Genomic DNA, 25599 nt, shown 5'->3' on the forward strand with positions numbered 1-25599 from the left:
AGGACGGACGGCGGCGGCGGAAAGCCGGCCGCCAACCTTAGCGGGTGAGGTCATAAGAATAGTCCGTCACGCCCGTCTCGCTTGTCTCGCGATCAAGCTTGTCGAAGATCTTGTCGAGGATCGTCGTCAGTACGCGCAAGCCGCCTTGGTAGCCCATGAGCGCAAAGCGATGGTGATGGTGCCGGTCGAAGATCGGAAACATCAGCCGGATCAGCGGCGTGCCCGTGTCGCGCTCCAGGTACTTGCCATGGGAATTGCCGATCAGCAGATCCACCGGCTCGGTGAAGAGCAGCGAGCGCATCGCCCAGAGGTCCTTGCCCGCCCAGACTTGAGCCTCCTTGCCGAAGGGCGAGGATGCAAGCAGTTGTTTCAACTCGGCTTCCCATGCCGAGGTGCCGTTGGTGGCGAGGCAATGCGTCGGCTCGCCGCCGGTCTCCATGACGAAGCGGGCCATGGCGTAGACAAAATCCGGATCGCCGTAGATCGCGTACTTCTTGCCGTGTAGCCAGGATTGGCTGTCCGCCATGGCGTCGACAAGTCGGCCGCGCTCCAGGCGGATTGTCTCGGGGATTTCCTTGCCGGAAATCGCCGAGACCTTCATCAGCAATTCGTCGGTCGCCTGGACGCCGAGCGGGTAGTGAAACGAGGCCGTCGCCTGCCCGACCTCCTCACAATATTCAAGCGTTTTTCGGGTGTTGTAATGCTGGAGCGAAAGTGTCGCTTCGGCGTTGAGGGCCTTCTTCACGTCTTCGATCTTCGTGCCGCCGTCGTACATGCGGTATTCGCCGTCCGACGGCGTGTCGAACTGGTCAGAGGCGTCCTGGATGAAGGTATAGGACACGTCCATCACATCGAGCAGGCGCTTGAGTTCCCGGTTGTTGCCAACGCAAAAGCCGTCGAAGCCCGGAATGATGTTGATGGTTCCACCGGCTTGCGTTCGCTCCTTGCCTTTCCAGAAGTGCTCCAGAATGCCCTTGACCGTGCCGTCATAGCCGTCGACATGGCTGCCGACGAAGGCCGGCGTGTGGGCGAAGGGCACATCGAAGTCGCGCGGGACCGAGCCTTCGTCCCTGGCGTTCTCGATGAAGCTGTGCAGGTCGTCGCCAATCACCTCGGCCATGCACGTGGTCGAGACGGCGATCATTTTCGGGTCGTAGAGTTTATACGTGTTGGCGAGCCCGTCGACCATGTTCTTCAGGCCGCCGAACACTGCCGCGTCCTCCGTCATCGAGGACGAAACCGCCGAAGCGGGCTCCTTGAAATGGCGCGACAGGTGCGAACGGTAATAGGCCACGCAGCCCTGGCTGCCGTGGACGAAGGACATGGTTCGCTCGAAGCCCGCGGCCGCGAACACCGCGCCGAGCGGCTGGCAGGCCTTGGCGGGATTCACGACAAGCGCTTCGCGGGCGAGGTTCTTTTCGCGGTATTCCCACGTCTTGGTGAATTCGCGTTGATCGGTAACGACCTGGTCGGGGTGCGGACACTCGAAATTCAGCTTCTTCTCGGCGAGCATCTGCCTGTACTCTGGCTCGCGGAACAGGGGAGCGTGGTCGAGAACTTTTTCGGCCGACTGCGGCATGGTCGTTACCTCTTTTCCATCTGGCCGCGCCATACGGCGGCACAGGGACAATCAAGACATTTTCAGGTCTCCCGCGGACACAGGGCCGCAGGCGTTCATCGCCTCCCAGCCTTCGGGAGGCCAGGTTCTATTCGGCTGCGATCGCCGCCGACGGCTCGGTTTTTTTCTTCCAAGGGGCGTCGTAGAGGTCCCAGACCGGGTTGTTGATGGCCAGATCCATGTCGCGGGCGAAGATGGCGAAGCCGTCGTAGCCGTGATACGGGCCGGAATAATCCCAGGAATGCATTTGACGGAACGGTATGCCCATCTTCTGCACCGGGTATTTTTCCTTGATGCCGGAGCCAACGAGATCAGGGCGGATCCCCTCGATGAACTTCTCCAGCTCGTAACCGGTCACGTCGTCATAGATCAGCGTGCCCTTCTTCACGTAATGGCCGGTGCGCTGATAATCGTCGTTATGGCCAAATTCGTAGCCGGTGCCGACGATCACCATGCCCAGGTCCTCATAGGCCGTTACGACGTGACGGGGGCGCAGTCCGCCGACATAGAGCATCACGGTCCTGCCTTCGAGGCGCGGCCGGTACTTGGCGATGACCGCATCGACCAGGGGCCGGTATTTGGCGATAACCGCCTCGGCCTTGTCTTCGATTTCCGGCCCGAAATGCTTGGCTATCTTGCGCAGAGAAGCTTCCGTTTGGGAGGGCCCGAAGAAATTGTACTCCATCCAGTCGATGCCATACTTTTCCTCCATGTGCCGGCAGATGTAGTTCATCGACCTGTAGCAATGGATGAGGTTGAGCTTGGCCTTCGGCGCGCGTTCTATCTCGGCGAGCGTGGCGTCGCCCGACCAGTTGCCGACCACGCGCAGGCCCATCTCCTCGAGCAGGATGCGCGAAGCCCAGGCGTCGCCGCCGATATTGTAGTCGCCGATCACATTGACGTCGAATGGGCCGGCCTCGAACTCGACGTCCTTCTTCTCGAAGACCCAATCGCGGATCGCATCGTTGGCGATGTGGTGGCCGAGTGATTGCGAAACGCCGCGGAAACCCTCGCAGCGCACTGGCACGATCGTCTTTTCGTGCTCCTTGGCCTTGTTGCGGGACACCGCTTCGGTGTCGTCGCCGATCAGGCCAATCGGGCATTCGGATTGCACGCTCATGCCCTTGTTCAGCGGAAACAGTTCCTCAATCTCGTCGATGATCTGTTCCAGCTTCTTGTCTCCGCCGAAGACAATGTCCTTCTCCTGGAAGTCGGAGGTGAACTGCATTGTACCGAACGTGTTGATGCCCGTCGTACCGACGTAGTAGTTGCGCCGCTGCGACCAGGAATATTGCCCGCAGCCGACCGGACCGTGCGAGATATGGACCATATCCTTGACTGGCCCCCAGACCACGCCCTTAGAGCCGGCATAGGCGCAGCCGCGAATGGTCATTACGCCGGGAATCGACTTGATGTTCGATTTGACGTCGCATTCGGAAACGACCTCGCCAGCCTCGTCTCCGCTCCTTGCGACGCTGAGGTGCTTTTTGCGGCGCTTGGCCGCCTTGTCAGGATATTGCGACAGCACCTCCTCGATAAGCTTCGCATGCAGAGCACCGTCATTTTCGTATTCGAGGCTCATGGGACCCCTTTCAAGGTTCGCATGACGCCTCACCGACGAGGCGCCGTTGTTCGGAAGGCGCCAGCTCAAGGCCACGCCTCATGTTGGCTTGACAGCCGTCGTTACTGCGCGGCCGCCTTCGGCGTTTCCTTGGCCTGAAGCTCGGCAAGCATCTGCTCCTCGGTCTTCATGATGCCGAAGTCGAGCAGCATGTCCTCGAGCTCCTCCATGGTGATCGGGGTCGGGATGGTGCCCTGGCCCGAATTGACATGGATCTTCTCGGCCAGTGCGCGGTATTCCCCAGCCTGCTTGCAGTCCGGCGCATACTGGATCACCGACATCTTCCTGAGTTCGGCGTGCTGGACGATGTTGTCGCGGGGCACGAAGTGGATGAGCTTGGAATTGAGCCTGGAAGCCAGCGCTTCGGCGAGGTCGAGCTCGCGGTCGGTCTGGCGCTCGTTGCAGATCAGGCCACCCAGCCGCACGCCGCCCGAATGCGCATATTTCAGGATGCCCTTGGCGATGTTGTTGGCGGCGTAGAGCGCCATCATCTCGCCCGACATGACGATGTAGATTTCCTGGGCCTTGTTCTCGCGGATCGGCATCGCGAAACCGCCGCACACCACATCCCCGAGCACGTCATAGGAGACATAGTCGACATCGTCATAGGCGCCGTTCTCCTCGAGGAAGTTGATCGAGGTGATGACGCCGCGCCCCGCGCAGCCGACACCCGGCTCGGGACCGCCGGACTCCACGCACTTGATGCCTTTATAGCCAATCTTGAGCACGTCCTGGAGTTCGAGGTCTTCCACCGAACCTTCCTGTGCCGCCAGGTGCAGGACCGTATCCTGTGCCTTCGCATTCAGAATCAGGCGGGTGGAGTCGGCTTTGGGGTCGCAGCCGACGATGAGAATCTTCTGCCCGAGGTCAACAAGTGCGGCGAGTGTATTTTGGGAGGTGGTGGATTTGCCGATGCCGCCCTTGCCGTAAAAGGCAATCTGACGCAGACGTGCCATGTAGCTTTCCTTCCTTCGTTCCTATCAATCGCGGCTGCCCGCAACATGAATGCCGGTCGGCAGCTCTCGCCGCCTCGCACCAAAGGGTTTCAAGACTCGTGCCAATTTGGCTGAGCGAGCCGAAGAGTAGATTTCGTGATTGCTTTTCAGCTGTTTAGCGTGAGGCGAAACAAGAGATCGGCCAAACAAGCCCCTGTGTAGCGGACCCGACAAAGGCGACAGGACGCGTCGGATGGTAACTTGCGACCGCTGTTGACCTCGCCGGAGCCGGCCATCTTCCCCGCGGAACGCCTGTTTTTGCGCGAAACGGGGACCCCGCAGCGAAAGGGATTCTAAGTCATATACGCTTAATAGCATCACATTGAAATAATTACCATATTTGACTTGCACATGCGGCTATGTGTAGGATTCTGTGTAAATTTCGTGTCGAAAATACCACTGTTACCATAGCCGAAGGGCCAGAGGGCCTTTTCCGCTTTTGGGGCAGAGGCTCCGACCGTTGTCCGGCTAGTGAGGCGGAAATTTGGGCGACAACTCCGCATGAGCAGTGGGAAGCGGACTCTCGCAGTTAGGATCGCATGTGCTTGACGGTCGCTTTTTTGTCCCACAGGCGGCTTCTAGTGATCAATCGTCCCTTGACGAAACGTGGTCGCAGCAGGCCCATGCTGTTGCTCATCGTCTGCCCCAAGGCGAAAGCTGTATCCTCTTATGGGTGGCGGATACCGCTCGGTTGCTCATTGTTTGCGTTCTATCTTTGTTCTATATGGCTGGCTAGGATAGCGCAATCGTGCCTGGATATCTCTGGAGCTTGAAACCCATGCTGTTCAGTCAGCGTTACTTTCGTCCAATCGAACAAAACAAGCTGGTCGTGGAAATTCCGGAGGCGGCGCGTCGCAAATTGTGGGCGTGGCTTCAGGCAAACAATTCGTCACTGCATATCCAACGCGACCCAAACGATCGTTGGATTTCCCAATCATCCATTCTGGAGGAAGTGGAGTCCGAATTGCTCGTCGAACATGGTTGGGACCGACTCCCCGTATCACGTTCTCAGTCTGAACGGCCCGGCGAACTACGTTTGCTGGTTCAGCATGGCAACGCCACGTGGGTTTTTGACACGATCGAGCTGGCCTCCAGACAAATGGATGACTCCGACAAGGAAGCACTACGCCAGAAGGTCAACCAGATATTTGAGCTGCATGATTGCCCCTGGCGGCTCTCTGACGGTGAATTTTTCAAGCTGGACGGCGATTTCATCGGGGCCAGGCTTGCCACAACCGCACACGACGCTCTGACGGCCAATCGGTTTGCAGGCGCGGGCGACGAGTTCGCCAAGGCCCGGCAGTATCTCGGCGCCGGTGATGTTCGCGAAGCCATCTTCTATTCAGGGCATAGTTTCGAGAGCGTGATGAAGGTTCTTACGGGACTGGACCATGCCAACGGCGACAAGCTCATCAAGGAACTTGCTCAACAGGGCTTTTTCGATGATCTGCCCGAGGCGGTCAGGAATGGTTTTACCGACCAGGTCCTGAAGGCATTGCCTTTTCTGCGCAACAAACTAGGCGGACATGGACAGGGTGCAGCGGTGGTCAACATCCCGACCGTGTACGGAGATCTGGCTATTCAGATTGCCGCCGCCTTCCATAATTTTCTGATCTCCAAGCATTTGGAGCGCTCGCCGCCGCCCCCGCCAGAACCGTTGCGTGAGCCCGCAGCTCGTGAGTTGGCCGACGAGATACCGTTTTAGGGGGAGAAATATGCGCAGCGCTGGGCAGGTTGTTTTTGTTTCGAGAAACGAGGGCATGATCGTCGTGCACCACGATGACGGTTACGCTGTCGTGGAATTGATCGGCGATGAAGGCTCTTTCAGTGTTGGTGACCGTTTGGAGGGAGATTGGGACGCACTGGGCGGTGAGCCTCTGTTTGCCGACGGCGAAACGCTTGACGCGTATTTTCAGGGCAGTTGGGGTTCGCGCGACGCGGCGGTGCAGATTGCCCGGAACACCGGCGGCGGCTGATGCCTCTCGACCACTTCGTTTCGCAAGTCCATTTGAAGAATTTTTACTCCAACGGCGGATGCGGACCGTTGGTCGGGATCAAAAAAGACGACCTGAAAAAATTCCGTCCGTGGTCAGACAATGTGTGCCGTCGGCCGGACGGCAGCACCAATGATTTTTTGGTCGAGCCTCGCGCGATCGAGGCCTTTCTAAAACGCGTGGAGCCAAACTACAACACGGCGCTCGAAGCGATACGGCGTCGGGATATTGATGAAACGGCCGTCTACGTCATCGCTGGCTTCGTCGCCTATGTCATGACATGTTCGCCGACCGCAATGCGTATCGGCACTCCCCATATTGCAGCGACCCTCCAATCGGCGGCAGAAATCATCGATGCCCAGGGCCTTTTCCCAGCTGCTCCGAAGGAGCTTGGCAACAAGAGCATGACCGAGTTGCTTGAAATGGGCGCCGTCCGGTTCAACGTCAACGAGAGATACCCACAGGCGATTGGCATAACCAGCATCGAAGCGCGGGTTGATGTTCTTGGCAACGCGGGGTGGGATGTAATGTTCGCCGATCCCGCTTACGGGACATTTTTCACGAGCGATTTCCCAGTAGGGCTTGGACCGTCCTTCGACAATCGCGTCGTGAGCAAGACGGTGCCATTGGCCCCCGACATTGCGGTTCGCATACATCCAAAAATACGCGAACGCGGCATGGAATTAGACTTTTCGTTCCCTCATTTTCGTGCGCGGTTTCGCAAGTTGAGACCTGAAGAAACGCGAGAGGTAAACCGCCAATTGGTGCGGGCTGCCGAGACGATGGTGTTCTACAACGACGACGCAGAATGGCTACTGCCGTTTGTACGCAAGAACCGCAATCATAGGGTAGAGTCGCTTGTCGATCGTATTCCAGCACCGGGCGGTGGCAAAATGGTGGTCGCTAAGCAGGGGGTGATGCCCTACCAACGCCCGTCTTTGCCGTAGAGAAAAGTCGCCGACGGTTTTAGGCTCTGGCCATCTAGTCGGCTACCCACTCATCGCAGAGCATGCACCGAGACGTGCCCCAACCGATCATCGCGGCTAGGGCGGATGACGATTTCGACATCACGGTTTAGCAGCGTAAGAAAACCCATAAGCCGTTCGACGGAAAATCCATCGAGGCGATAATTTACCAGCGCCGCGCTTGGTGTTGCCAATTAATCGCAAGGCCGCGCAGCATCTCTCCCGCGAACTCGGCGTGCAGTATAAGACCGCTTGGGTCCTGTCGCTGAAGATCAAGTAAGCCTTGCGTCTGTGCCGTGTCGGCATGAAGCGTGAGGCGAGGTTCAGATAGGCAGCAAATATGCAGGTGGTCGTATCAAGCAGGAGAACAAGGCCGAGGACCGGATCGCGCAAGCCGAAGGTGCGACCCTCCGGAGACCGCGCCCTTGTTCGTGCAGGGGGCGAAGCCCTAATTCTGAGGCAAAGCATAGATTGCTATAGCTCACTATTTGTGTCACAATGAGTTATAGAGAGGTGCCTTATAACTCATGGCATGGAATTGGGAGCAGGCCGACTGGCCGCATTTCACCTACGATAAGAAGAAGCTGGAACCGCTGGAAAGCGAGTTTCTGCTGCGATCGGGCGAGTTCCTGGGCGTCTTTCGTCATGTAGGGTCCGACGATCGCGACCAAATCCGCATCGACCTTATCAGCGAAGAAGCCTTGAAGACATCCGCAATCGAGGGGGAGTACCTCAACCGCGAGAGTTTGCAATCATCCTTGCGCCAGCAACTTGGATTGGGCAGGGAGACTAGGCGCATTCCCCCTGCCGAGCGCGGCATCGCGGAAATGATGGCCGATGTATATTTGCATTTTGCCGACGCGCTCTCGCATCGCACCCTCTACGCTTGGCACAAGATGGTGATGTCGGGTGAACGACGTATGGAGACCATCGGGAATTATCGCCAGCACGCCGACGCTATGCAGATCGTTTCCAATCGGCTGGATAAGCCCAAAGTGCATTTCGAGGCCCCGCCCTCCGCGCGGGTGAAAACCGAAATGGACGCCTTCGCCGCTTGGTTCAACGATACCTCACCCAAAGGCAAGACACCGATCCCGGCGTTGACGCGTGCCGGTATCGCGCACCTTTATTTCGAGAGCATTCACCCGTTCGAGGATGGCAACGGTCGCATAGGGCGTGCCCTTTGCGAAAAGGCGTTGGCGCAAAACCTGGGCGAGCCCAGCCTCATCGCGTTGGCCTACACGATCGAGCGCCACCGCAAAGCCTATTACGATAGCCTGGAGGCCAACAACAAGAGCAACGCGATTACCAATTGGCTGCTATACTTCGCCAACACTATCCTTGAAGCCCAGCGCGTAACCCTCGCCCGTGTTGAATTCTCTGTCGCCAAGGCCAAGTTTTACGAATGCTACCGGGGTCAGTTCACCGAGCGGCAGGAAAAGGTCATCGCCCGCATGTTCCGCGAAGGCATCGACGGCTTCAAAGGAGGGCTCAGCGCCGAGAATTATATCGCCATCACCCAGGCATCGCGCGCGACGGCGACAAGAGATTTGCAGGACCTCGTTGCCAAGGGTGCACTGATAAGAACCGGCGAACGGCGACACACCCGTTACGCGTTGAACATCCTAGCTGGCCGCGCCTAAACCATAACAGAGAAAGAAGAAGCAGGCTGTCAAAGAGCCTGCTTGGAGCATTGAGGGGTGGCTGGCTGCAAGCCGGCAGGAAGTCGTCGATTGGCTGACACGGCACGTCTTCGCGTAGAAACCCTTTTCAGGAACAAAGTCCATCAGGCCTTCATGCGACACGCGAAACAGAGCTTCGCGCACCGGGACAGGGCTGACGCCGAGAATGGTCGAGATCTGGCGAGTGCTTATCGGAACGCTGTCCGATAAGACGTTGCGTTCCATAGTTTTTCACAAAGCGATACGCACGCCTCTGCGCATGTGACGTCACGGCCCCCTCCGGAGTGGGCCGCGGGTGGCGGTAAGCCCCTTGCGATTTTTGCTGGCGCCGACCGTCAGGACGGCGATCGTCTCCGCAGATCCGCGCATCGCCGCCTGAAATCGCACGAACTCCCGCGCATCAGTATGTCTGCCTACCATGCTTGTCTTACCCTCCACTCCCTCTATCGGGATGGACATATTTGTCACGGCTGCCGCACGAAGCGCTTCATCACCAACCGCTCTACGGTCCCATCGGAGATGCCATTGCCGCCCGCCGTGACAGAATCATCAAGACGCGTGCCGAATTAGTGTACCGTCCGCGTTGAACTCCTTCTCCGTTCCGCGGCCCGCCCCTCACCCTTTGGTCGGGCTTCCGACATTTTTGTCCACCTTCGGACACAAAGGTTTCATGGGACCGCTGCCGCCGCAAGGTTGCGACAAAGCGGCGCCGGAAAAAGACACCGGTGGTCGATGCAGGGGCTGTGGATGCCGCAATCGCCGCGGCGGACATTGGGCTTCGACGTGATGTCGTCCGCCACCTGATGAGATCGCCATCTTAGCCGACAGGCTTTCCTTCGTGGCGGCTCCTGGTCAGCTGATCGTGGCCGCCGGCGGCAGCAGCGCCGAGAACATGCCAGCCCTATGCTCGAGCCTGTGCGCAGGTGCGACCAAATACGGGCATCCGCGAACATTCAGCTGCGATTTGGAAATTGGCAGCATGTCGTCTCTTCACGACACGGTCGGCGGACATCCCTTCGATCTCCAAGGCAACACCTTAGAATCCGGTGATGCAGTCGCAGGTCAGCACCTTTGCTCGGTGCGCGTGAGGCAAGCGACTATGGCGCGGGGTCTTGGCGAAGGCATGGTCCTTTCTCTGAAGGCAAAAAGATCGCTTTAACCCGCTGCTTTCAAGTCAGATGGCATGGCGTTTGCAGCACACACTAGAACCGACAAAGGCACAGAGAAAGCGACGCGCAACCCATGGCCAACAGGCGACGTTCCAGACAAGCGCCTGAGGAAACCGGGCCCATTCCGGTTAAACATCGGCACGTCATCCTCTCCAGACATCCGTGCTCGGTAGCTGTTCCCCGCACATCTGGCCCGACGCCGACATCCAAACGTGGGGCGCTCGCCCAATTGCTGCTTGTCGGTCCTCATCAGCATGTGAATGCCGAAGAACTGCATCAAAGGGCCACCCATGCCTACGCCGGCGTGTCACTGGCCAACACGCCGGAACAGTTCCGTGAAGCGAGGCTCTTGCGCGACGTCACAGTTGAGGCGTCACACGCCTATTTCGACAACGACACTGCCGATCCCCTCTATTTTTCCTCAAGGACGAGCAGCGGGTCATTGATATCGCTTCCAGCGCGGTCGCCGTCGAAGGCCTGCTCGAGCCGTCTGAAGGCACCCGGATCACCCATATTGACCTGGCCGTTTTTGGTCACAAAGACAACGAGCCAAGGGCTTCCCAGGCAACTGGATGGAAAAGAATGGAAGCCGCAAAGGTCCGCATCTCATGTCCGCCATGCCGGCCGATGCTGCATCGGCCCAAACCAGGAAACCATGCACCAGTTTTCTTCCAAAGGAGCAATAGTGATGACCGTTACAAAGAAGGTTCCCTTCGTCACCTTTCGCACGCGTGTTCGTGATGAGAACGTTGAGGGGCCAAATCCATACCGCTGGGAAGACAAGACATCCGACGACTATTTCGGGGGCAAGCGGGTCGTCCTGTTCTCGCTGCCTGGCGCCTTCACCCCGACCTGCTCGACCTACCAAGTGCCCAATTTCGAAAAGCTCTATGACGAGTTTGCGAAGGAGGGCATTGACGCGATCTACTGCGTCTCCGTCAACGATGCCTTCGTCATGAATGCGTGGGCGAAGAGCTTGGGCCTGCAGAAGGTCGAGCTCATTCCCGACGGCTCCGGCGAGTTCACGCGCAAAATGGGCATGCTGGTCGCCAAGGACAATCTCGGCTTCGGCATGCGCTCCTGGCGCTACGCCGCCCTGATCAACAATGGCGCGGTGGAGCAGTGGTTCGAGGAAGAAGGTTTCTCCGACAACTGCGAGGCCGATCCTTATGGTGTCTCATCCCCGCAAAACGTCCTTGAAACACTGAAGGCCCCCGCATGACGGGGGTAACGTCTCGCCGATCCCACTACGCACGGCCAAGAGCCTCCCCAATCGGTTTTGAGGGCTAACCATGCAATCCTCAGCAAGCCTGCTTCAACGCCAGAAGCAATCTATGGTCGCATCGCCTCAGCTGATTGCGTCGATTCGCTTGCTGCAACTGGCGCGTGCCGAACTGCATCAGTTCGTGGAGCAGGAACTCGAGAAGAACCCGCTTTTGGAGCCTGCTTCAAACGACGGCGAGTCTTTTGGCGATGTTTTGCCGATGTCGCGGGAGGATCAGATCGGCGCACGCGAAAACGACATTGATAGGCCGACGAGCGCCGGAGCCTCCGAACGACTCGGGGATTGGAAATCGCTGCGCAACACAACGAACAACCCGCCGGGTAATCGCCCCACCTTGGACGAGTTTACCGCCTCCACCGAAACATTGCACGACCATGTCGCTGGCCAGATCGCGCTCACGCCATTCACACCGCAGGAGCGGCTGATAGCTGGCCAGCTTGCCGCTCATCTGGAAGACACCGGCTATCTTCAGGCACACCTTTCGGAGCTGGCCGAGCGCCTAAATATCCGGACGGCTGATGTGGAACGGGTTCTCGCAGCGTTGCAGCAATTTGATCCACCGGGAATTTTTGCTCGAACTCTCAGCGAATGCCTCGAGATACAGTTACGCCAGCGAGACCGGTTCGACCCGGCGATGGCAGCCTTGGTTGCCAATCTCGAGCTGCTTGCACGACGCGATTTTCAGGCATTGAAGCAGCTTTGCGGCGTCGATCAAGAAGACCTTCTCGACATGTTGCATGAAATCCGTGCGCTCGATCCCAAGCCTGGAAATCGATTCCAATCCGGAGCGCCGGAATCCATCATACCCGACGTCTGGGTCACGCCCTCGCCGGGAGGAGGATGGCAGATCGAACTTGATCCCGACACGTTGCCCAAGCTGCTGATCAACCAAACCTACTTGGCCGAAGTCTCGCGTCTCACCGACCAAAATCCGAAAGATCAAGCATTTCTCAACGAATGCCTGCAAAACGCGAACTGGCTGATCCGCAGCCTCGATCAGCGCGCCAAGACAATTCTTAAGGTTACGGCTGAAATCGTGCGACAGCAGGGTGCCTTCTTGGAACATGGCGTCGCCCATCTGCGGCCTCTCAATCTCAGGACTGTCGCCGAAGCGATCAACGTGCACGAGTCAACCGTGAGCCGGGTGACCTCGAACAAGTACATGCTTACCCCGCGCGGGGTGTTCGAACTGAAGTATTTCTTCACTGTCGCACTTGTCTCCTGCCAAGGCGGCGAGGCGCACTCCGCGGAAGCTGTCCGCCACCGGATCAAAGCGATAATTGCCGCAGAATCCCCCGGTGACGTGCTTTCCGACGATGACATCGCTGTCCGGCTGAAGAACACCGGCATCGATGTCGCGCGCCGTACCGTCACAAAATATCGCGAGGCGATGAACATCCCCTCCTCCGTACAACGGCGCCGGGAAAAGCGCTTATGGCTCAGTGCCAATCAGGGCATGGCGCCTGGTACCGCTGACCAAAGCGGCGCTTAATCCAAAGCGATCCCGTTCTTGATCCGTGCGAGGCGACTTTCGCCTTCCTCCGGGCCGAAGCAGCTTTCGAAATCGTTGCATTCCCGGCAACTCGGTGTGGTGCATAGGGAAAAACCTTCAGCCTCGCAGAGCTTGCGGTAAAAGTACTTCTTCCATCTCATGTTTTTGGTGTTGCCAGCCGCTAGCGTTGGGAAATGCGTGGCAAGCAAGCGGCTGACCTCGGCCCGATTGAAAAGTCCAAGGTCCTGCCACAGATGGTCATTGCGCATGGCACGCCGGGCGATGATCTTGGCGAACCGGACGCTCGCTAGGTCGCCCGGCCGGGCATGCGCCAAAAGCAGGCCGCGCAGGAGTTCTTCCTCCAGATCCGGCTCGGGCTCGTCCACCTCTTCCAAAGCGAACGCTCCGATAGGAATGGCAGGGAAGCCGCGGGACAGGACATCGCGCAGCTCGGCGCGCGAAAGGCCGGTTGCTTCCGTTGCCGTCGCCTCGCCGGCCTCGAGTTCCTCGAGCGCACATGAAAGCACACAGCCAAGCACATGCTGGTCAAATCCGCTTTCCAGCTCGATCCGCGGCCGTTGGCGGTCGATGAACCAGCCATAGTGACGGGCGAACATAGGTGCCATTCTCCTCTGGTTTGTCCATCAAGCCATGCCGCGACCGGGTCCGCCGCAACAGGGCGTCTGTCAGTTCTTCGGGCAGACGAGGGCGCAGACTGGGCAGCCAATGCAGCCGCACAGCGGTCGAGAACCATGATCATGCGATTGAGCTCGCCGGCGACATCGCCCTCGCCGTCGCGGGCGCCGAAAATTTCACCCGCGTCATCGAAGCTGTAACGATGCAAGACCGCGCGCGAGCAGACGTTAAAACAGCGGCCGCAGCCCATCCAGGTCATGCCGTCGGTCGCGGTCAGATATCGCGGCATTCGTCTGGAGCCGTCGCGGGTGACGAAAGCGCTACGCATCGGGAATTCTCCGACGCACCGAACTCTCTCGCCCTTGCTGAGTGCCCGTCGTGCGAACGCTTTGCTGAAGCCGGCATCCTCGCCGTGCGAGCGGCATGCTAAACGCCGCCTGCGGCTAGGGGCCAGGGAACAGTCGACGGAGGCTGGGCACCGCATTCGCTTGAATTCCCTTTCTGACTGCACCTTCGACCCCGAGTCTATCGCTAGCAGCGCCCCCTAGACGCTCCGTGCCCCGATGTTGACCGCGCTTTGAAACGATCAAGCGGCAGAGGTGAGAGTTCAAGCCGTTGCGGTCAACCGCCGGCATTCGCGAGCGACTTGTTGATCGCTGGAATGATCTTGTCGCCCCAAAGCTCGATCTGCCGCAGCATCGTCTTCTGGTCGAAATCCCCCAATTGGGTCTGAATAGCGATCTGGTCCGGTTTCAAGATATCGATTTCTTCCAGCAGGCGATCAATCACACGATTCACGCTGCCGATCGGCAGGTTCTGGCGCATAGTTTCGAATGAGAGATCCTGCTGCGTGGGCGTTTCCTGCAGGAGATAACCGTCCAGGCTCTGCTGGCGGCGCTGATGCAGTGCTTCGGACAGCCGGCGCTGGAAGCGGGCATTGTCGAGATAGCTGTTGATCTCGGCCTCGTCGTCGCTGGCATAGCAGCAACGCAGCAGAGATAACTTGGCGTCCGTGACATTCTTGCCTTCGCAAGCCGCCGTCTTCTCGATTGTTTCGCGCAGCGCGCTCAAGGTCTCCAAGCCGTTGTGGAATGCTGTGACAAAGAAATTGTGTCCTTCGCGATAGGCCCGGCCTATGCGCGCGGGCCCGCTGGCGATCCAGATCGGCGGGGTCGGCCTCTGGACGGTGCGCACCGAAATCGCCGTCGGGGGTATGTTCTGATACTGGCCGTCGTGCTCGAAGATGTCTTGGTTGAGGCCCTTCAGAAGGATGTCCAAATGTTCCGAAAAGAGGGCCGGCGCCTCCTCAATATTCACGCCGAAGCGCTCGAACTCGAATTGCTGGTATCCCGAGCCGACGCCGAGCTCGAGACGGCCGTTCGCGAGGATGTCGGCGAAGCCGATCTCGGAAAGCAGGCGTTGCGGTTGATAGAGCGGCAGCACGCACACGGCAGTGCCAAGGCGAATGGTGCTCGTCACGCCGGCGCAGTGCGCCACCATCATCAAGGGCGAGGGAATCAGGCTGTAATTGTTGAAGTGGTGCTCCGCGAACCACGCGGTACCGAAGCCTGCCTGCTCGGAAACGACGGCCTGTTCGATAGAGTTGCGGATGACGCTATCGCACGTTTGATGATAGCCGCGCTGGGCGGCCAGGATGAAGGTCGCGAATTCCATGGTGTGTCCTTGTTTTACAAAGGGAGTTTGCCGATCGGAGGATGCGCTGGGCATGCGCATCAGGCGTTGGCCGCGATGTCGATCCAGCCCTTGGCGTCGGCGTGGTCCTGCGGCAAACCGCTCGCCATTCGGCGGTTGCAGGCGCGCGCGGAGCGGTTGAACTGCTTCGACCGGTGAGGACCTTTTCGTCATCGCCGAAGATGACATCTTCGATCGCAGGCAGTGCGGCGCGGTACGCAGCCGGGGCCTTTAGCCTGGACGTCCTCGGCTTTGATGAGCCGCAGCCCTGGCTTGGCGAAAAGTCGACAATCAACGCGCGGCCTCCGCTAAATACTCGCTATCGAGTTCGCTGGCGTTTCCCGCATCGCCGAACGAGGTCCAGCCGCCGTCCACGTAGAGGATGGAGCCGTTGACGTATGAGGCGTCAGACGAAGCCAGGAAGAACGCCGCGTCAGCGACGTCTTGCGGCTTTCCCATCCTGCCCATCGGGATGCGTCGTCTGATCGCTCTCGCGTCGATGCGGCCGACCTTCGCCAACTGAGCAACCCCGGCCGTGCGGATGTAGCCAGGCGCGACGGTTGCAGTCCGAATGCCGACCGGCCCGAGTTCGGCCGCCATGCATCGGGTCAGAATGTCCAACCCCGCCTTCGAGGCGCCGTAGGCATGGTGCGACGCCACTGGCAGAAAGCTGTTGATCGATCCAAGGTTGAGGATCACGCCGCCAGGGCACATCGCCTTGATTGCCTCGCGCATACAGGTGAAGGCGCCGATTAGATTGACGTCAAGGACGTGTTCGATCTGTTGCGGTATCTGTTGGGTTCCCGACAACGAGGTGTCGGTGACCGCAGCACCGTTGACGAGGACATCGATGCGCCCGAAGCGTCCTCGCACCTCCTCGAACAGCGCCACCACCTCGCTCTCCACGGTCACGTCCACGGATTTGGCCGGGTTCTCGCCGTCGAGCGCTGCAGCGAGCTCTGCCGCTGCGGCGCCATCTTTATTAGCAATCACAACGGTATCGCCGTTCGCGGCAAAGCGGCGAACGACGGCCGCCCCTATGCCGTTGGCGCCACCCGTGACCAGCACGATCCGCGCGTCGGTGCGTTCGGCCGGACGGCAGAGTTCGGCCAGGGGCGTCCCATCCACCGGCGGGTGCGCGTCCCCCGGCTGGTTGAATTGCACCCAGCCGCCGTCGACCGCCAGCACGGATCCGGTGATGTAGCGCGCCTGCGGGCTGGTTAGAAAACGCACCGCGAGGGCGATCTCGTCCGGGCGCGCCAAGCGCCCCATCGGCACCCGGCGCCGCACTGCCGCCAGGTCCATCTTGCCCACGCGTTCCAGTTTTGCCAACATCGGCGTGCGCACGTAGCCCGGCGCTACCGCCGTCACGCGAATGTCGCGAGAAGCCCACTCGCATGCAAGCGACTTGGTCAACGAGATCAGCCCCGCTTTCGAGGCTGCGTAAGCGTTGCGCTTGGGATTGGCGACCAAGCCCGACATCGAAGCGACGTTGACGATGGCGCCGCCCGGCCTCATGCGCCTCGCCGCTTCGCGGGCCATGACGAACGGTCCAATCAAGTTTACTGCCAGGCCGAGCCGGAAGGCGTCGACACCAGTGTCGGCCGTCGCAGCCATGGTGGGTCCCATCCCTGCGTTGTTGATAAGGACGCCGATCCGCGCGAACTGTGCTTCGATCCGGCCGTAAAGCGCGAGGATATCCTCCTCCCGCGAGACATCGCATTCGATGCCGAGATGCGGGTGGCCGAGACGACGGGCCAGTTCAACGACGCCGCTGCCAGGAAGGTCCACCGCAACAACAGTGTCTCCATCCCTGGCATGAATATCGACCAGGGCACGGCCGATCCCGCCCGCGGCGCCCGTAATGACGACAATGCGTCCTGCCTGTTTCATGAGAATTTCTCCGCGACGAACCCCAGCGATCTCAGCCCATCAACGTTGGGCGGCAAATGATGCGTCGCGGGTAAGCAGCACGTCCTGGTGACGGCCAGTTGCAGGCCCGGATAGACGACGTGCGTTCCGGCAGCGGTCCACTCCCGATTTGGCAGCCGAACCTGGTGAGGGACGAGGACAGGGCTGGCCTCGATGGGCGACGCTGCCGAGGTCCCGCACATCGATGACACGAGCGTCGGCGGCTGGCTCATGGTGTGGACAGATCGCTATCACGATCACGCCGTCGGGGGGCAGAAAGGCATGCTGTCGGACGTATCGTCATCGGGCAGGCTTGCACAGGGATCGGTGTGGCCTTGCAAAATGGTCATAGTCTGTTGTTCCCCCCGCCGATGCGGCGTTCGAACCTTTGAAGGCATCATGGCGAGAAGGAATGCGACGCTTCCCGAGCCTGTAGACCGGATCATCCGGATGTGGTGCTCCAATCGGCTGTCGAGGGCCGAACCGTTCTGCCTCAAGGACCGCTGGTGGGATCTGCTCCTCAAGCCAATCGTAGACCACTGTCCGTTCGGCAATGCGCCACTCCCCTTCCCTCTTCTGAAACAGATCGCAGTAACGGCCGCAAAGGAGCGTCTGGCGCACTTCTCCGCTTTCGTCCGGTGCGCGTTGCAGCCCGGTAAAATAGCTCTCGACTGCCGCCTCTGCCGAGCCAATAAATTCGATCAGGATGTTCGTGATCTGATGGATGTTGCGCGGCCCGGTCTTGAAGACACCGAGCGCAAACTGGATGAAGCCCTCTGCGGAGCCGCAATAGGCCCCGTGATTGTCATGTGCATCGGGCCAGTACGCGCTCCGCAGCGCCGCCTCATCCGCGCGGTCTATCCCGCGGCAATACCGATAGAGGCAGTCGCGGATCGCCTCACGGTCGAGTAGTTCGGTAATTTTCGTCTGGCCCATCGGCTCTGTCGCTCATTCTGTGATTGGAAAAGGTGTTTCGCGAACCCCGCCCGGCTGTTTGCGCATCGTGGGGCTCACCTCTCGATGCCGGAGCTGCCGCCTGCACAGTTGGATGAGGACAGTGATGGGACAGAGGCCGCATGCCACCCTTTCTTCCGTGTGCGGCCACATGGTCCCCCTTCAAGCGCGGCAGGCTCTCGGTTGAATGACGTCCGATTCAACCCGAGCAGCCAGGGCACGGCCGAGTTCCAGCGCACGTTCGGGGCAGGATCGCGCGCCTCGCGATGCAAGCAGTTCCTGGCCTTCCGCAACTTCAATGTCACCGGGCAGGATGTAACCCTCTTCATCAAGCTTGAAGATATCCGGCGCTTGCGCCGCGCATCGCGCGTGACCCTGGCATTTGGAATTTTGGACGATGATACGCATGCCGCTGCCTCCATTGTCTGTGCCCCCGGCTCGGGGCGGGGCTTGGTCAGGACCAGTCCAGGATCAGATTTTCGATCCCGAACACATGGCCGCCGCAGGTGATGGGTGCCGTACCCTTCTTGATCCGGAAGGCCGGTATGCGCGCCAGCCACTCCTCCAGGCCGATGATAATCTCCCGCCGGGCCAGGTGTGAGCCAAGGCAACGGTGGGGACCATAGCCAAAGGCGGCGTGGCGGTTGTCCTCTCGCGCCAGATCGATCGTGTTTGGGCAACCAAATTCCGCCGGGTCACGATTGGCAATCATCGTGGCGCAGGAAACATAGTCCCCCTTACGGATCGGCGCGCCTTCGAAGTCGATATCTTTTGTTGCAACGCGGATCAACTGAATGGGCGGATAGGCGCGCAGCAACTCTTCGGCTGCGAGCGCGATCCGGTCCGGTTCGCTGCGCAGCAGTTCCTGATCCTTGAGGTTGCGTGCGAGATAAGCCAGGTCAAAGCCTATCGCTGCTGCGACCGTGTCAAGTCCCGCGACGAACACAAGCACGCCGATGCCACGGATCTCCTCGTCGGTCAGCCGGCGGCCCTCGACCTGTGCCTGCACGATGAAGGTCATGAGATCGTCTACCGGCTCCTTGCGGCGATTGGTTGCAAGTTCATCGATGAAAGTCACAATCGTCCGGGCAGCCACAGGTCGTTTCACATCGTCGCCGTGGAGCAGGTCTTTCGCCCATCCAACAAATGTGTCGAGCCGGTGATCCGGCAACCCCAAAAAGCGAAGGAAGATGCTGACCGTGAAAGGAAAGGCAAACTCCTTCATGACATCGCAACTTGTGCCCGATGCGGCGATACTATCGATCAGCGTGACCGCTCGCTCGCGGACAGCCGGCTCCAACACCCTCACCCGCTTTGGCGAAAGCAGCGGACTGAGCAGTGAGCGAAAGACGCCATGGGCCGGCGGATCCAGTTCAAGCGGGATCGTCGGCCAGGTTTCGCCTAGCACGGAGGAGAAGATGCTGCGATGGCTGGAAAAGGTTTCAGTGTCCTGCAGCACCTTGCGCTGGTCTGCGGCGCGGGTGATGACCCAGGTGCCCCGGCCATCTTGCGTGTTGTAGGGGGAATAAAAGATCGGCGGCCCGTCATGGGCGCAAGCGACAGCTGCATGCGGATCCCCGTTGGGCGTCGGTGACATGCCTGGTGACGTAAACAGGCTGAAGTCCCTCACCATTTCGGGCGGGACATGATCTGGAACCGGGTTCGTCGCCATTCGGTTTCTCCTGAACGTCAGGCGTGCTTGCGCTCGATTGAGACTGCACGGCCGGTCATGAAGTCGATTGCCAATGTGTGGTAAAATTTCCGCTCAGGCGCGATGAGGTTCTGTTGCGCGGTGCAGCCGATCTGCGCACCGGCGCGGATGAGACCGGTCGCGAATTCAAGCGGCAAGGGCAACCACGTCGTCTTCAGGTCCTTGAGGGACCGCGCCGTTTTATACGCGCTAATTTTGAGAGGCTGGTCTATCACCGCTGAACTCCGTGAGGCACTTCTGACGTGCCGTGTGACAAAAACATCGAAGCAAGTTGCGTGCCGGATTGGCGCACTGACGGCGCTGCACGACTTCTGCGTACGAGCGGCCGGCGCCGTGCCACCCTTTTGGGGTCTGGCTTTCGACATTCTCGTCCAGTTTCAGACACGGCATGGGTTGCGGGTAGACACCGCACGGAGGAGCAATGAAAGGAACCTCAACCATGCAAACCCCGCGAGCCGACCAGATGAGCGGTGGGTGTGTAGCTGAAATATCATGCTTGCTGCGAGACTTCCTTGATCGAGATATGGAAGGCTCTCCTATTCGGTTGACGAATGGAGGGGCTAGGCTGTGCCAAACGATCAAATTCCTAAACGGGATCGCCGAAAAACGGCGTCTCCACTCTCAAGTGCGCAGCAGCCTATGGACCATGTTAGGTGACGCGGTTAGACACCACCAAAATGCCGATGGCCGCTCCCCTCTACCGCCACTCTAGCACAGCGTTTCTATCCCCCCAGGCGGGACAGCGCCCCGCGAGTGATTGGGTAGCAACCGCCACCAAGCCTCGTGAGTGAGTTGATCTATCTTGTCTGCGCGGTCATGCGTGCCCCGATCCCGTCCGGACGTTTGAAAATGTGCGGCTCAGTCGCCGTCCGGATTGAGCGGTGCGAAGTCCAGACGACAACCCAAAGGCCGGGTGCCTCCATGGCTCAATGCGCTCCCCCTCGATGGGGAGCAGTGTTTTCCAGTCCCGGCACAGGCAACAACGGCGCGACACCGTGGCGGTCAACGGAAGGCCACGCTCGGGTTCAGGTAACGTTGCGGACAGCGAAACGGCCGACGGCCTCGCCGAAGCGTTGCGTTTTAGGTCAGTGCTGTCATATGAGTCTCTGTATGGCCACGCTTGTGCCTGGAGACGCCATGGGGGTCGGCCGGGATCTTGGCGCTCCGAAAGCGAGGTCTTTTCAGTGGCCTGTCCCGGCTTTGGTACTTTTTACTACCAAGCGGCTTGATGCTCGCTGTTCCCTATGCCTGGAGCGGCGCGCCAATGCCGTCAGCGAACACCTTTGCAACTTTGCTAGCGCTCGGGATTCTCCCCTCGATCTGCGGATTCTACTGCACAATTCGCGCTGTTCAGCATATCGAGGCTTACAGACGCAAGTCATCGAATCGAGCGAGCTGTTCTTTTCCGCCCTCTTCGCAGCCGTTTTCTTCGGCGAATGGCTCACAGGTACAGGAATGCTTGCGGCATTGGCCACCATTGTCGGTGCGTTGATCACATCCATGCCTGAGCGCCGTGTCATCTCCATGCAAGTTCGCCCAATTGCCGAAAGGGAGTAGGGAACCGTCCTTGTGGCAGGCTCCACGCAAAGCGAATAATGATCTACGCCATCGAATTGCGAACCTCCTGGATAGGGCCTGCGGAAACGCGCTCATCCTGATTCCAACCGTTTGGCTGGCGATTCCCCCGCCCCTGCCCGCTGTCGGGTCGGTTTCCAAAATACATCGAGCTCCGCAAGCTGGCGCTCAGTGTCTTTCACGACCTCATCGACATTCATCCCGGATTTGACAGCGATCAACGCTGCCAGGATCTCGCTTGCGGCCACAGCCGGTGCGATACTTTTGAAGAAGGATTGAGAGCTGCTGGTTACAATAACGCTTTCCTTGGCCGTACTGGCGAGCGGGGATACCCTGCTGTCGGTGATGGCAACGACAGCTATGCCTTGGCGCGCTGCATGCCTCACCGTTTCGATGGTTGCACGACAGTAGGGCTCAATCCCTACCGCCAGCACTGCGTCGCCTTTGCCAGCCCCTCGCAAGGCATCAATACCGAGACCCCCGGCCGCATCGAGAACGACCGCCTGCCGGCCGAGCTGTGACAGCGTGTAGGCAAAATGCAGCGCCACCGGATGCTCTGCGCGCAGCCCAAGGCTGAACAGGTTTCGGCTCGCGGCAAGGACACTCGCAGCAGCCATCAGCTGCATCGCGTTCCCGCCTTCCCCGAGCCTTGCGATTTGCGCTGTCAGCGTGTCCGCGACCTCTCCGACCGTCGAGCAACCGCCATCGCCTTCTTCCCGACGCCCCGGCAGCGCCGGTTCGGCAGACGTGCGGATCGCCTTTGCATAAAGGCTGCGCATGTCCTCGTAGCCGTCCAGGCCGACCCATCGCGCCAGCCTCATCATGGTCGTGTGGGACACACCCGCCAAATGCGCCTGCTCGCGCATCGACATCAACGCAACGTCCTGCGGATGATCCAACACAAATCGGGCAGCCAGCTGGAGCTGCCGCGGCATCCTTTCGAACCGGTCGACCAAAACGCCGGCCAAAGGGCCCTTTTCCATACCGCTCCACCGCGTTCGCCCGGCCGAAAGATCCTTCGATGTCGTGGAAGGAACACTCGATGTTAGTCTCAAATGAACTTTCATCCTGAACGCACCACCCTGATGCCGAGCTACCCAACCCATTTGGGAGAGCAATTTGCATTCCTTTCGACGAAGCTTGTTCGCACTGAGTTCGGTGTCGTGAGGCACTGCGGGGCGACAGGGGCTGATGACAAGCTGCTGCGAAGTTGTTAGTCGTGTGCGGTACGGTTCCGAGCCAATGCCAAGCTATAGCGTTCGGGCTGACGCACTCGGTTCGACCGTCCCGTCAAGTGCGAGCGACAGGTTGAGATTGTTACGCAACATCTGATTTCCTGGTTCTGTTTTGAGGGCTTGCCGGTATAGTGCTTGTGCCGCGTCGTGCCGGCCCTCAAGATCGAAGACAACTCCCTTCGCGTTCAATGCGCGCAAATTATTTGGTGCCGCAAGCAGGACGTTGTCGAGTATCTGAAGCGCCTCACTCTCGCGTTTCTGCGCCACCAGGGCCTTCGTAAGACGGATCGCCGCATCGACATTGCCCGGTTGCTGCTTCAGCTCATCCTGCAAAGCTCGCTCGTCAGTATCTGGACCAACAGCGCGTGCAATGCGCTCGCGCATAGCCGGATCGATATCCTTGGCGCCGAGCAAATCCGGCGGCGCCGCCTCCTTCACTGACAGACCTGACTTATTCCAGCTTGAGCAAGCGCTGAGAGGCACTATGGTGAGTATAGCGAAGACAATCGAGGCCAGACGAAATGACCGCGGCCGTATTGCGTGCAAATTTTGGTATGACTTCATGCTGTTCTCACCTGTGATCGCGTCCTTTGTTCTTGTCAACTGGCCGAAGCGCGCGGGTTACGACGTTCGTCTGACATTACTTTATTCGGTTCAGCCATGAGCTTGACGGATCCAATGGGCTGAATCGTAAAGTCGGAGGCGAGGTCCTGATAAGACAACACAGCGAGATCGATGCCGTTGCGGGTGAGAAAGCCACGGACGAAGCGTCGGACATCCATTGAAGCCAATATGACGGCGCTGGTCTGCCCTGGCGCTATGCTCGACTGGATCTGACGCATTTGCGACACCAGCATCTCGCTTTGCCAATCCTCGAGTACCAGGTACGGCCCGACGGCCGAATCGCGTATAGCACCGCGCACCACATCCTCAGTTTCACGTTCGATGATGAAGGCAGGCACGATACGCTGGGCATTCGCATAGCGGTGGCAGATCTGCCGCTTCAGACCGGAGCGAACATATTCCGTGAGAAGCGCAACGTTTTGCTCACGTTCGCTCCATTCGGACAAAGCCTCCAGGACCAGCCGGGTGTTGCGGATCGGGATGCCCTCATCCAGCAGGCGGCGCAGCACATCGGCAATCCGGGGGATCGGCGTCGTGCGCAGCACCTCCTTCACCAGCTCGGAATATTCCTTCTCCATTCGACCAAGCAATTCGCGCGTCTCCTGGATACCCACCAAGCGTTGTGCATAGCGCATTAACGTCGCATGGACGCGCAAGGCGAGGAGTTCACTGGGACGGTGATGCCCGATACCGGCGGCATTGAGAGCCGGTGCATGGCTTTGTTCGATCCAAATCCTGTCCGTCTCTGGGTCATGCCGAAACGGGATGTCACTCAATTCAATGTTCGCCAGATCGTCGGTAAGCGCGAGCTGCGTCGGATCAATCAAACCCTGTTCAACCGGCACGCCCTCAACATCTATCCGGAATTCCGACTCGGGCAACTGCTGGTCGGCCGTGAAACGGATGGGGGGGACGATTATGCCGAGATCAGCAGAGACCAGTCCCGAAACGCGTGCGATGTGCTGTTGCAATTCGTCCTTGTCGAGAGCCTGTGTCAGGCTAGGCGCAAGGAATAACGCGATCGGACGTGCCTCCGCAGGTGCGGCTTCGGTGTCAGGCTGCGCTGGACCTGTCGTTGTGGAAATGACCTTGTCGGCGCCTTGGACATCACCGCTGACAAAGCTTGCCGCTGCGAAGACCGCGGCCAGGACGAGAAAGACGAGCAGCGGAAAGCCAGGAACAAAACCCATCACAACCAGGACGCAGGCCGCCAGCCGCAACGCTCGCTTACTGGCGGTCAGCTGGTTGACTATGTCGGCACCAAGATTGAGCCCCGCCCCCCCACTGACACGAGTGACCATGGTCGCCGCTGTAATTGAGAGCAGCAGCGCCGGAATCTGCGAGATCAACGCATCACCGATCGTCAGTAGAGTATATTGATGCAGTACATCGCTAAAGGACATGCCCTTCGAGAGAAGGCCGATGGAGATACCACCCAGCATGTTGATGCAGATGACCACCAGCCCGGCGATGGCATCGCCCTTCACGAATTTCATGGCCCCGTCCATGGCGCCATAAAGTTGGCTTTCTCTCTCCAATGCGGCGCGCCGCCGGCGAGATTCGTTCTGATCGATATGGCCGTTCCGTAGCTCCGCATCGATCGCCATTTGCTTGCCCGGCAGAGCGTCGAGCGTGAAGCGCGCCGCCACTTCTGCCACGCGTTCGGCGCCCTTGGCGAGGACCATGAACTGCACCATGGTCACGACCAGGAATATGACAACGCCTACGGCGATATTGCCAGATATGACGAAATCGCCGAACGTGTAGATGATGCTGCCGGCCTCCCCCTCAGCCAGAATTAATCGCGTCGTTGCGATGGTGAGCGCCAGACGGAATACCGTGGAAATCAAAATGACGCCCGGCAAGGAGGAAAAATCAATTGGCGTGGCCACGTACAGCGCAACCATCAGCAGCAGTATGGCGAATCCCAGATTGAATCCGATCAGCGTGTCGATCGCGACAATCGGGATCGGAATGATCATCATTCCGATTGCCAGAAGCAGTATCAACGCGACCATCAAGTCCGGGTTGGCCGGCGCTCGCGAGATGAAGTTACGCAGGACGTTGGTTATGGGGACCATTCTTATGACTGTTCGACAAGAACTGTGCTGGCACGCAGTGAGACGTAGCTTTGGAAAACCGCGCGCGCCTCTTCCATCCGGCCGGCCCGCCGCAGGGCATGGCTACGCATGAGAGTCAAAGGGAGGCGCGAAGACGGCTGCTCATCAAGTATGTCCAGTCTATCCAGGATCGTTAGTGCTTCATCGCCAAGACCCTCCGAGATGAGGGCGTACGCGAGAATGCGCAGCAGATCGACCTCTTGAGAATTGGCGTGAGCGGCAAGCCGCAACAGAGCCAAGCTATGTGCGCTCTGCCCACATGCAAGGTGAACATAGGAAAGTGCACAGAGTAAATCGCGCGCCTGCTCGGAGATCAAGAC

The 25599-nt window shown here is 59.3% G+C and carries 22 protein-coding genes and 2 pseudogenes; 7 read left to right on the forward strand and 17 right to left on the reverse strand.

Annotated features, from left to right (window positions below; translation table 11 throughout):
* Positions 1–37 precede the first annotated feature (37 nt).
* The 3 genes from nifK to nifH all read right to left on the reverse strand — a co-directional run bounded on the left by nifK (position 38) and on the right by nifH (position 4195).
* Complete coding sequence (gene nifK, locus A6B35_RS32090; RefSeq protein ID WP_006199557.1) at positions 38–1579, reverse strand: nitrogenase molybdenum-iron protein subunit beta; 1542 nt, start codon at positions 1577–1579, stop codon at positions 38–40.
* Between the two features lie 127 nt (positions 1580–1706).
* Positions 1707–3200, reverse strand: a complete 1494-nt coding sequence (gene nifD, locus A6B35_RS32095) for a nitrogenase molybdenum-iron protein alpha chain (RefSeq protein WP_006199558.1) — start codon at positions 3198–3200, stop codon at positions 1707–1709.
* A gap of 101 nt (positions 3201–3301) precedes the next feature.
* Positions 3302–4195 carry a nitrogenase iron protein gene (nifH, locus tag A6B35_RS32100; RefSeq protein ID WP_006199559.1) on the reverse strand — a complete coding sequence of 298 codons (894 nt, stop codon included), beginning with the start codon at positions 4193–4195 and terminating at the stop codon, positions 3302–3304.
* An 817-nt stretch (positions 4196–5012) separates the two neighbouring features.
* Here nifH and A6B35_RS32105 point away from each other — a divergent pair.
* The 3 genes from A6B35_RS32105 to A6B35_RS32115 are packed head-to-tail and all read left to right on the forward strand — an operon-like array spanning position 5013 to position 7175.
* Positions 5013–5939: an AbiJ-NTD4 domain-containing protein gene (locus A6B35_RS32105; RefSeq protein WP_139032163.1), complete on the forward strand. Its 927-nt coding sequence runs from the start codon at positions 5013–5015 to the stop codon at positions 5937–5939.
* Positions 5940–5994: 55 nt separating this feature from the next.
* Positions 5995–6210, forward strand: coding sequence for a hypothetical protein (locus tag A6B35_RS32110; protein WP_040581783.1), 216 nt, complete (start codon positions 5995–5997; stop codon positions 6208–6210).
* Positions 6210–7175, forward strand: a complete 966-nt coding sequence (locus A6B35_RS32115; protein WP_006199562.1) for a DUF4238 domain-containing protein — start codon at positions 6210–6212, stop codon at positions 7173–7175. Before A6B35_RS32110 ends, A6B35_RS32115 begins: the two co-directional genes overlap by 1 nt.
* 50 nt (positions 7176–7225) lie before the next feature.
* Here the strand turns inward: A6B35_RS32115 and A6B35_RS36935 are convergent.
* Positions 7226–7372 (reverse strand): annotated as a pseudogene (locus A6B35_RS36935) (XRE family transcriptional regulator); the annotation flags it as partial.
* A gap of 348 nt (positions 7373–7720) precedes the next feature.
* On the opposite strand from A6B35_RS36935, the gene A6B35_RS32120 reads away from it, so the two are divergent.
* Positions 7721–8836: a Fic family protein gene (locus A6B35_RS32120; RefSeq protein WP_006199564.1), complete on the forward strand. Its 1116-nt coding sequence runs from the start codon at positions 7721–7723 to the stop codon at positions 8834–8836.
* Here the strand turns inward: A6B35_RS32120 and A6B35_RS36000 are convergent.
* On the reverse strand, positions 8819–9100 hold the full coding sequence (locus tag A6B35_RS36000) for a GntR family transcriptional regulator (protein WP_040581774.1): 282 nt from the start codon (positions 9098–9100) through the stop codon (positions 8819–8821). The two genes, A6B35_RS32120 and A6B35_RS36000, sit on opposite strands and share 18 nt — an antisense overlap.
* A 1632-nt stretch (positions 9101–10732) precedes the next feature.
* Between A6B35_RS36000 and A6B35_RS32130 the strand changes: the two genes are divergently transcribed.
* Together A6B35_RS32130 and rpoN are read left to right on the forward strand one after the other, a co-directional pair.
* Positions 10733–11266 carry a peroxiredoxin gene (locus A6B35_RS32130; RefSeq protein ID WP_006199568.1) on the forward strand — a complete coding sequence of 178 codons (534 nt, stop codon included), beginning with the start codon at positions 10733–10735 and terminating at the stop codon, positions 11264–11266.
* A 70-nt stretch (positions 11267–11336) separates the two neighbouring features.
* Positions 11337–12821, forward strand: a complete 1485-nt coding sequence (rpoN, locus tag A6B35_RS32135) for an RNA polymerase factor sigma-54 (protein WP_050900680.1) — start codon at positions 11337–11339, stop codon at positions 12819–12821.
* Here rpoN and A6B35_RS32140 read toward each other — a convergent pair.
* The 8 genes and pseudogenes from A6B35_RS32140 to A6B35_RS32165 all read right to left on the reverse strand — a co-directional run bounded on the left by A6B35_RS32140 (position 12818) and on the right by A6B35_RS32165 (position 19940).
* A complete protein-coding gene (locus A6B35_RS32140; protein WP_006199570.1) occupies positions 12818–13438 on the reverse strand; it encodes a nitrogen fixation protein NifQ in 621 nt (206 codons plus the stop codon). The two genes, rpoN and A6B35_RS32140, sit on opposite strands and share 4 nt — an antisense overlap.
* A 35-nt stretch (positions 13439–13473) precedes the next feature.
* A pseudogene (locus tag A6B35_RS36940) lies at positions 13474–13785 on the reverse strand (ferredoxin family protein); the annotation flags it as partial.
* A 293-nt stretch (positions 13786–14078) separates the two neighbouring features.
* On the reverse strand, positions 14079–15131 hold the full coding sequence (locus A6B35_RS32145; RefSeq protein ID WP_006199571.1) for an LLM class flavin-dependent oxidoreductase: 1053 nt from the start codon (positions 15129–15131) through the stop codon (positions 14079–14081).
* A 309-nt stretch (positions 15132–15440) separates the two neighbouring features.
* Entirely contained in the window at positions 15441–17042 is a 1602-nt protein-coding gene (locus A6B35_RS32150; RefSeq protein ID WP_006199572.1) for an SDR family oxidoreductase, read from the reverse strand.
* Positions 17043–17360: 318 nt separating this feature from the next.
* On the reverse strand, positions 17361–17996 hold the full coding sequence (locus tag A6B35_RS32155) for a nuclear transport factor 2 family protein (protein ID WP_006199573.1): 636 nt from the start codon (positions 17994–17996) through the stop codon (positions 17361–17363).
* Between the two features lie 180 nt (positions 17997–18176).
* Entirely contained in the window at positions 18177–18422 is a 246-nt protein-coding gene (locus tag A6B35_RS35105; protein ID WP_006199575.1) for a ferredoxin, read from the reverse strand.
* A gap of 46 nt (positions 18423–18468) precedes the next feature.
* Positions 18469–19686: a cytochrome P450 gene (locus A6B35_RS32160; RefSeq protein WP_006199576.1), complete on the reverse strand. Its 1218-nt coding sequence runs from the start codon at positions 19684–19686 to the stop codon at positions 18469–18471.
* 17 nt (positions 19687–19703) lie between these two features.
* Complete coding sequence (locus tag A6B35_RS32165) at positions 19704–19940, reverse strand: hypothetical protein (protein ID WP_040581778.1); 237 nt, start codon at positions 19938–19940, stop codon at positions 19704–19706.
* Positions 19941–20835: 895 nt separating this feature from the next.
* Here A6B35_RS32165 and A6B35_RS32170 point away from each other — a divergent pair.
* On the forward strand, positions 20836–21282 hold the full coding sequence (locus A6B35_RS32170) for a hypothetical protein (RefSeq protein ID WP_139032164.1): 447 nt from the start codon (positions 20836–20838) through the stop codon (positions 21280–21282).
* Positions 21283–21374: 92 nt separating this feature from the next.
* On the opposite strand, the gene A6B35_RS32175 is transcribed toward A6B35_RS32170, so the two are convergent.
* The 4 genes from A6B35_RS32175 to sctY form a co-directional block, all read right to left on the reverse strand.
* Positions 21375–22283 (reverse strand): MurR/RpiR family transcriptional regulator, encoded by a 909-nt coding sequence (locus tag A6B35_RS32175; RefSeq protein ID WP_006199579.1) that lies wholly within the window; start codon positions 22281–22283, stop codon positions 21375–21377.
* Between the two features lie 267 nt (positions 22284–22550).
* Positions 22551–23099, reverse strand: a complete 549-nt coding sequence (locus tag A6B35_RS35110; protein ID WP_006199580.1) for a tetratricopeptide repeat protein — start codon at positions 23097–23099, stop codon at positions 22551–22553.
* A gap of 35 nt (positions 23100–23134) precedes the next feature.
* On the reverse strand, positions 23135–25231 hold the full coding sequence (sctV, locus tag A6B35_RS32185) for a type III secretion system export apparatus subunit SctV (RefSeq protein WP_040581788.1): 2097 nt from the start codon (positions 25229–25231) through the stop codon (positions 23135–23137).
* Between the two features lie 11 nt (positions 25232–25242).
* Positions 25243–25596: a type III secretion apparatus assembly chaperone SctY gene (gene sctY, locus A6B35_RS32190; RefSeq protein ID WP_244897167.1), complete on the reverse strand. Its 354-nt coding sequence runs from the start codon at positions 25594–25596 to the stop codon at positions 25243–25245.
* Positions 25597–25599: the final 3 nt, after the last annotated feature.

Origin of the sequence: Mesorhizobium amorphae CCNWGS0123, assembly GCF_001686985.1 — a bacterium.
In the GTDB taxonomy this organism is placed as follows: domain Bacteria; phylum Pseudomonadota; class Alphaproteobacteria; order Rhizobiales; family Rhizobiaceae; genus Mesorhizobium; species Mesorhizobium amorphae.

Bases quoted from the DNA above. Each gene is read 5' to 3' on its own strand.
- A6B35_RS32150 (WP_006199572.1), bottom strand. From the start codon at position 17,042: ATGAAACAGGCAGGACGCATTGTCGTCATTACGGGCGCCGCGGGCGGG.
- nifH (WP_006199559.1), bottom strand. From the start codon at position 4,195: ATGGCACGTCTGCGTCAGATTGCCTTTTACGGCAAGGGCGGCATCGGC.
- nifK (WP_006199557.1), bottom strand. From the start codon at position 1,579: ATGCCGCAGTCGGCCGAAAAAGTTCTCGACCACGCTCCCCTGTTCCGC.
- A6B35_RS32155 (WP_006199573.1), bottom strand. From the start codon at position 17,996: ATGGGCCAGACGAAAATTACCGAACTACTCGACCGTGAGGCGATCCGC.
- A6B35_RS32130 (WP_006199568.1), top strand. From the start codon at position 10,733: ATGACCGTTACAAAGAAGGTTCCCTTCGTCACCTTTCGCACGCGTGTT.
- A6B35_RS35110 (WP_006199580.1), bottom strand. From the start codon at position 23,099: ATGAAGTCATACCAAAATTTGCACGCAATACGGCCGCGGTCATTTCGT.
- A6B35_RS32170 (WP_139032164.1), top strand. From the start codon at position 20,836: ATGGCCACGCTTGTGCCTGGAGACGCCATGGGGGTCGGCCGGGATCTT.
- A6B35_RS32120 (WP_006199564.1), top strand. From the start codon at position 7,721: ATGGCATGGAATTGGGAGCAGGCCGACTGGCCGCATTTCACCTACGAT.
- A6B35_RS32115 (WP_006199562.1), top strand. From the start codon at position 6,210: ATGCCTCTCGACCACTTCGTTTCGCAAGTCCATTTGAAGAATTTTTAC.
- A6B35_RS35105 (WP_006199575.1), bottom strand. From the start codon at position 18,422: ATGCGTATCATCGTCCAAAATTCCAAATGCCAGGGTCACGCGCGATGC.
- A6B35_RS32175 (WP_006199579.1), bottom strand. From the start codon at position 22,283: ATGGAAAAGGGCCCTTTGGCCGGCGTTTTGGTCGACCGGTTCGAAAGG.
- A6B35_RS32140 (WP_006199570.1), bottom strand. From the start codon at position 13,438: ATGTTCGCCCGTCACTATGGCTGGTTCATCGACCGCCAACGGCCGCGG.
- A6B35_RS36000 (WP_040581774.1), bottom strand. From the start codon at position 9,100: ATGGAACGCAACGTCTTATCGGACAGCGTTCCGATAAGCACTCGCCAG.
- A6B35_RS32160 (WP_006199576.1), bottom strand. From the start codon at position 19,686: ATGGCGACGAACCCGGTTCCAGATCATGTCCCGCCCGAAATGGTGAGG.
- rpoN (WP_050900680.1), top strand. From the start codon at position 11,337: ATGCAATCCTCAGCAAGCCTGCTTCAACGCCAGAAGCAATCTATGGTC.
- A6B35_RS32145 (WP_006199571.1), bottom strand. From the start codon at position 15,131: ATGGAATTCGCGACCTTCATCCTGGCCGCCCAGCGCGGCTATCATCAA.
- A6B35_RS32105 (WP_139032163.1), top strand. From the start codon at position 5,013: ATGCTGTTCAGTCAGCGTTACTTTCGTCCAATCGAACAAAACAAGCTG.
- nifD (WP_006199558.1), bottom strand. From the start codon at position 3,200: ATGAGCCTCGAATACGAAAATGACGGTGCTCTGCATGCGAAGCTTATC.
- A6B35_RS32110 (WP_040581783.1), top strand. From the start codon at position 5,995: ATGATCGTCGTGCACCACGATGACGGTTACGCTGTCGTGGAATTGATC.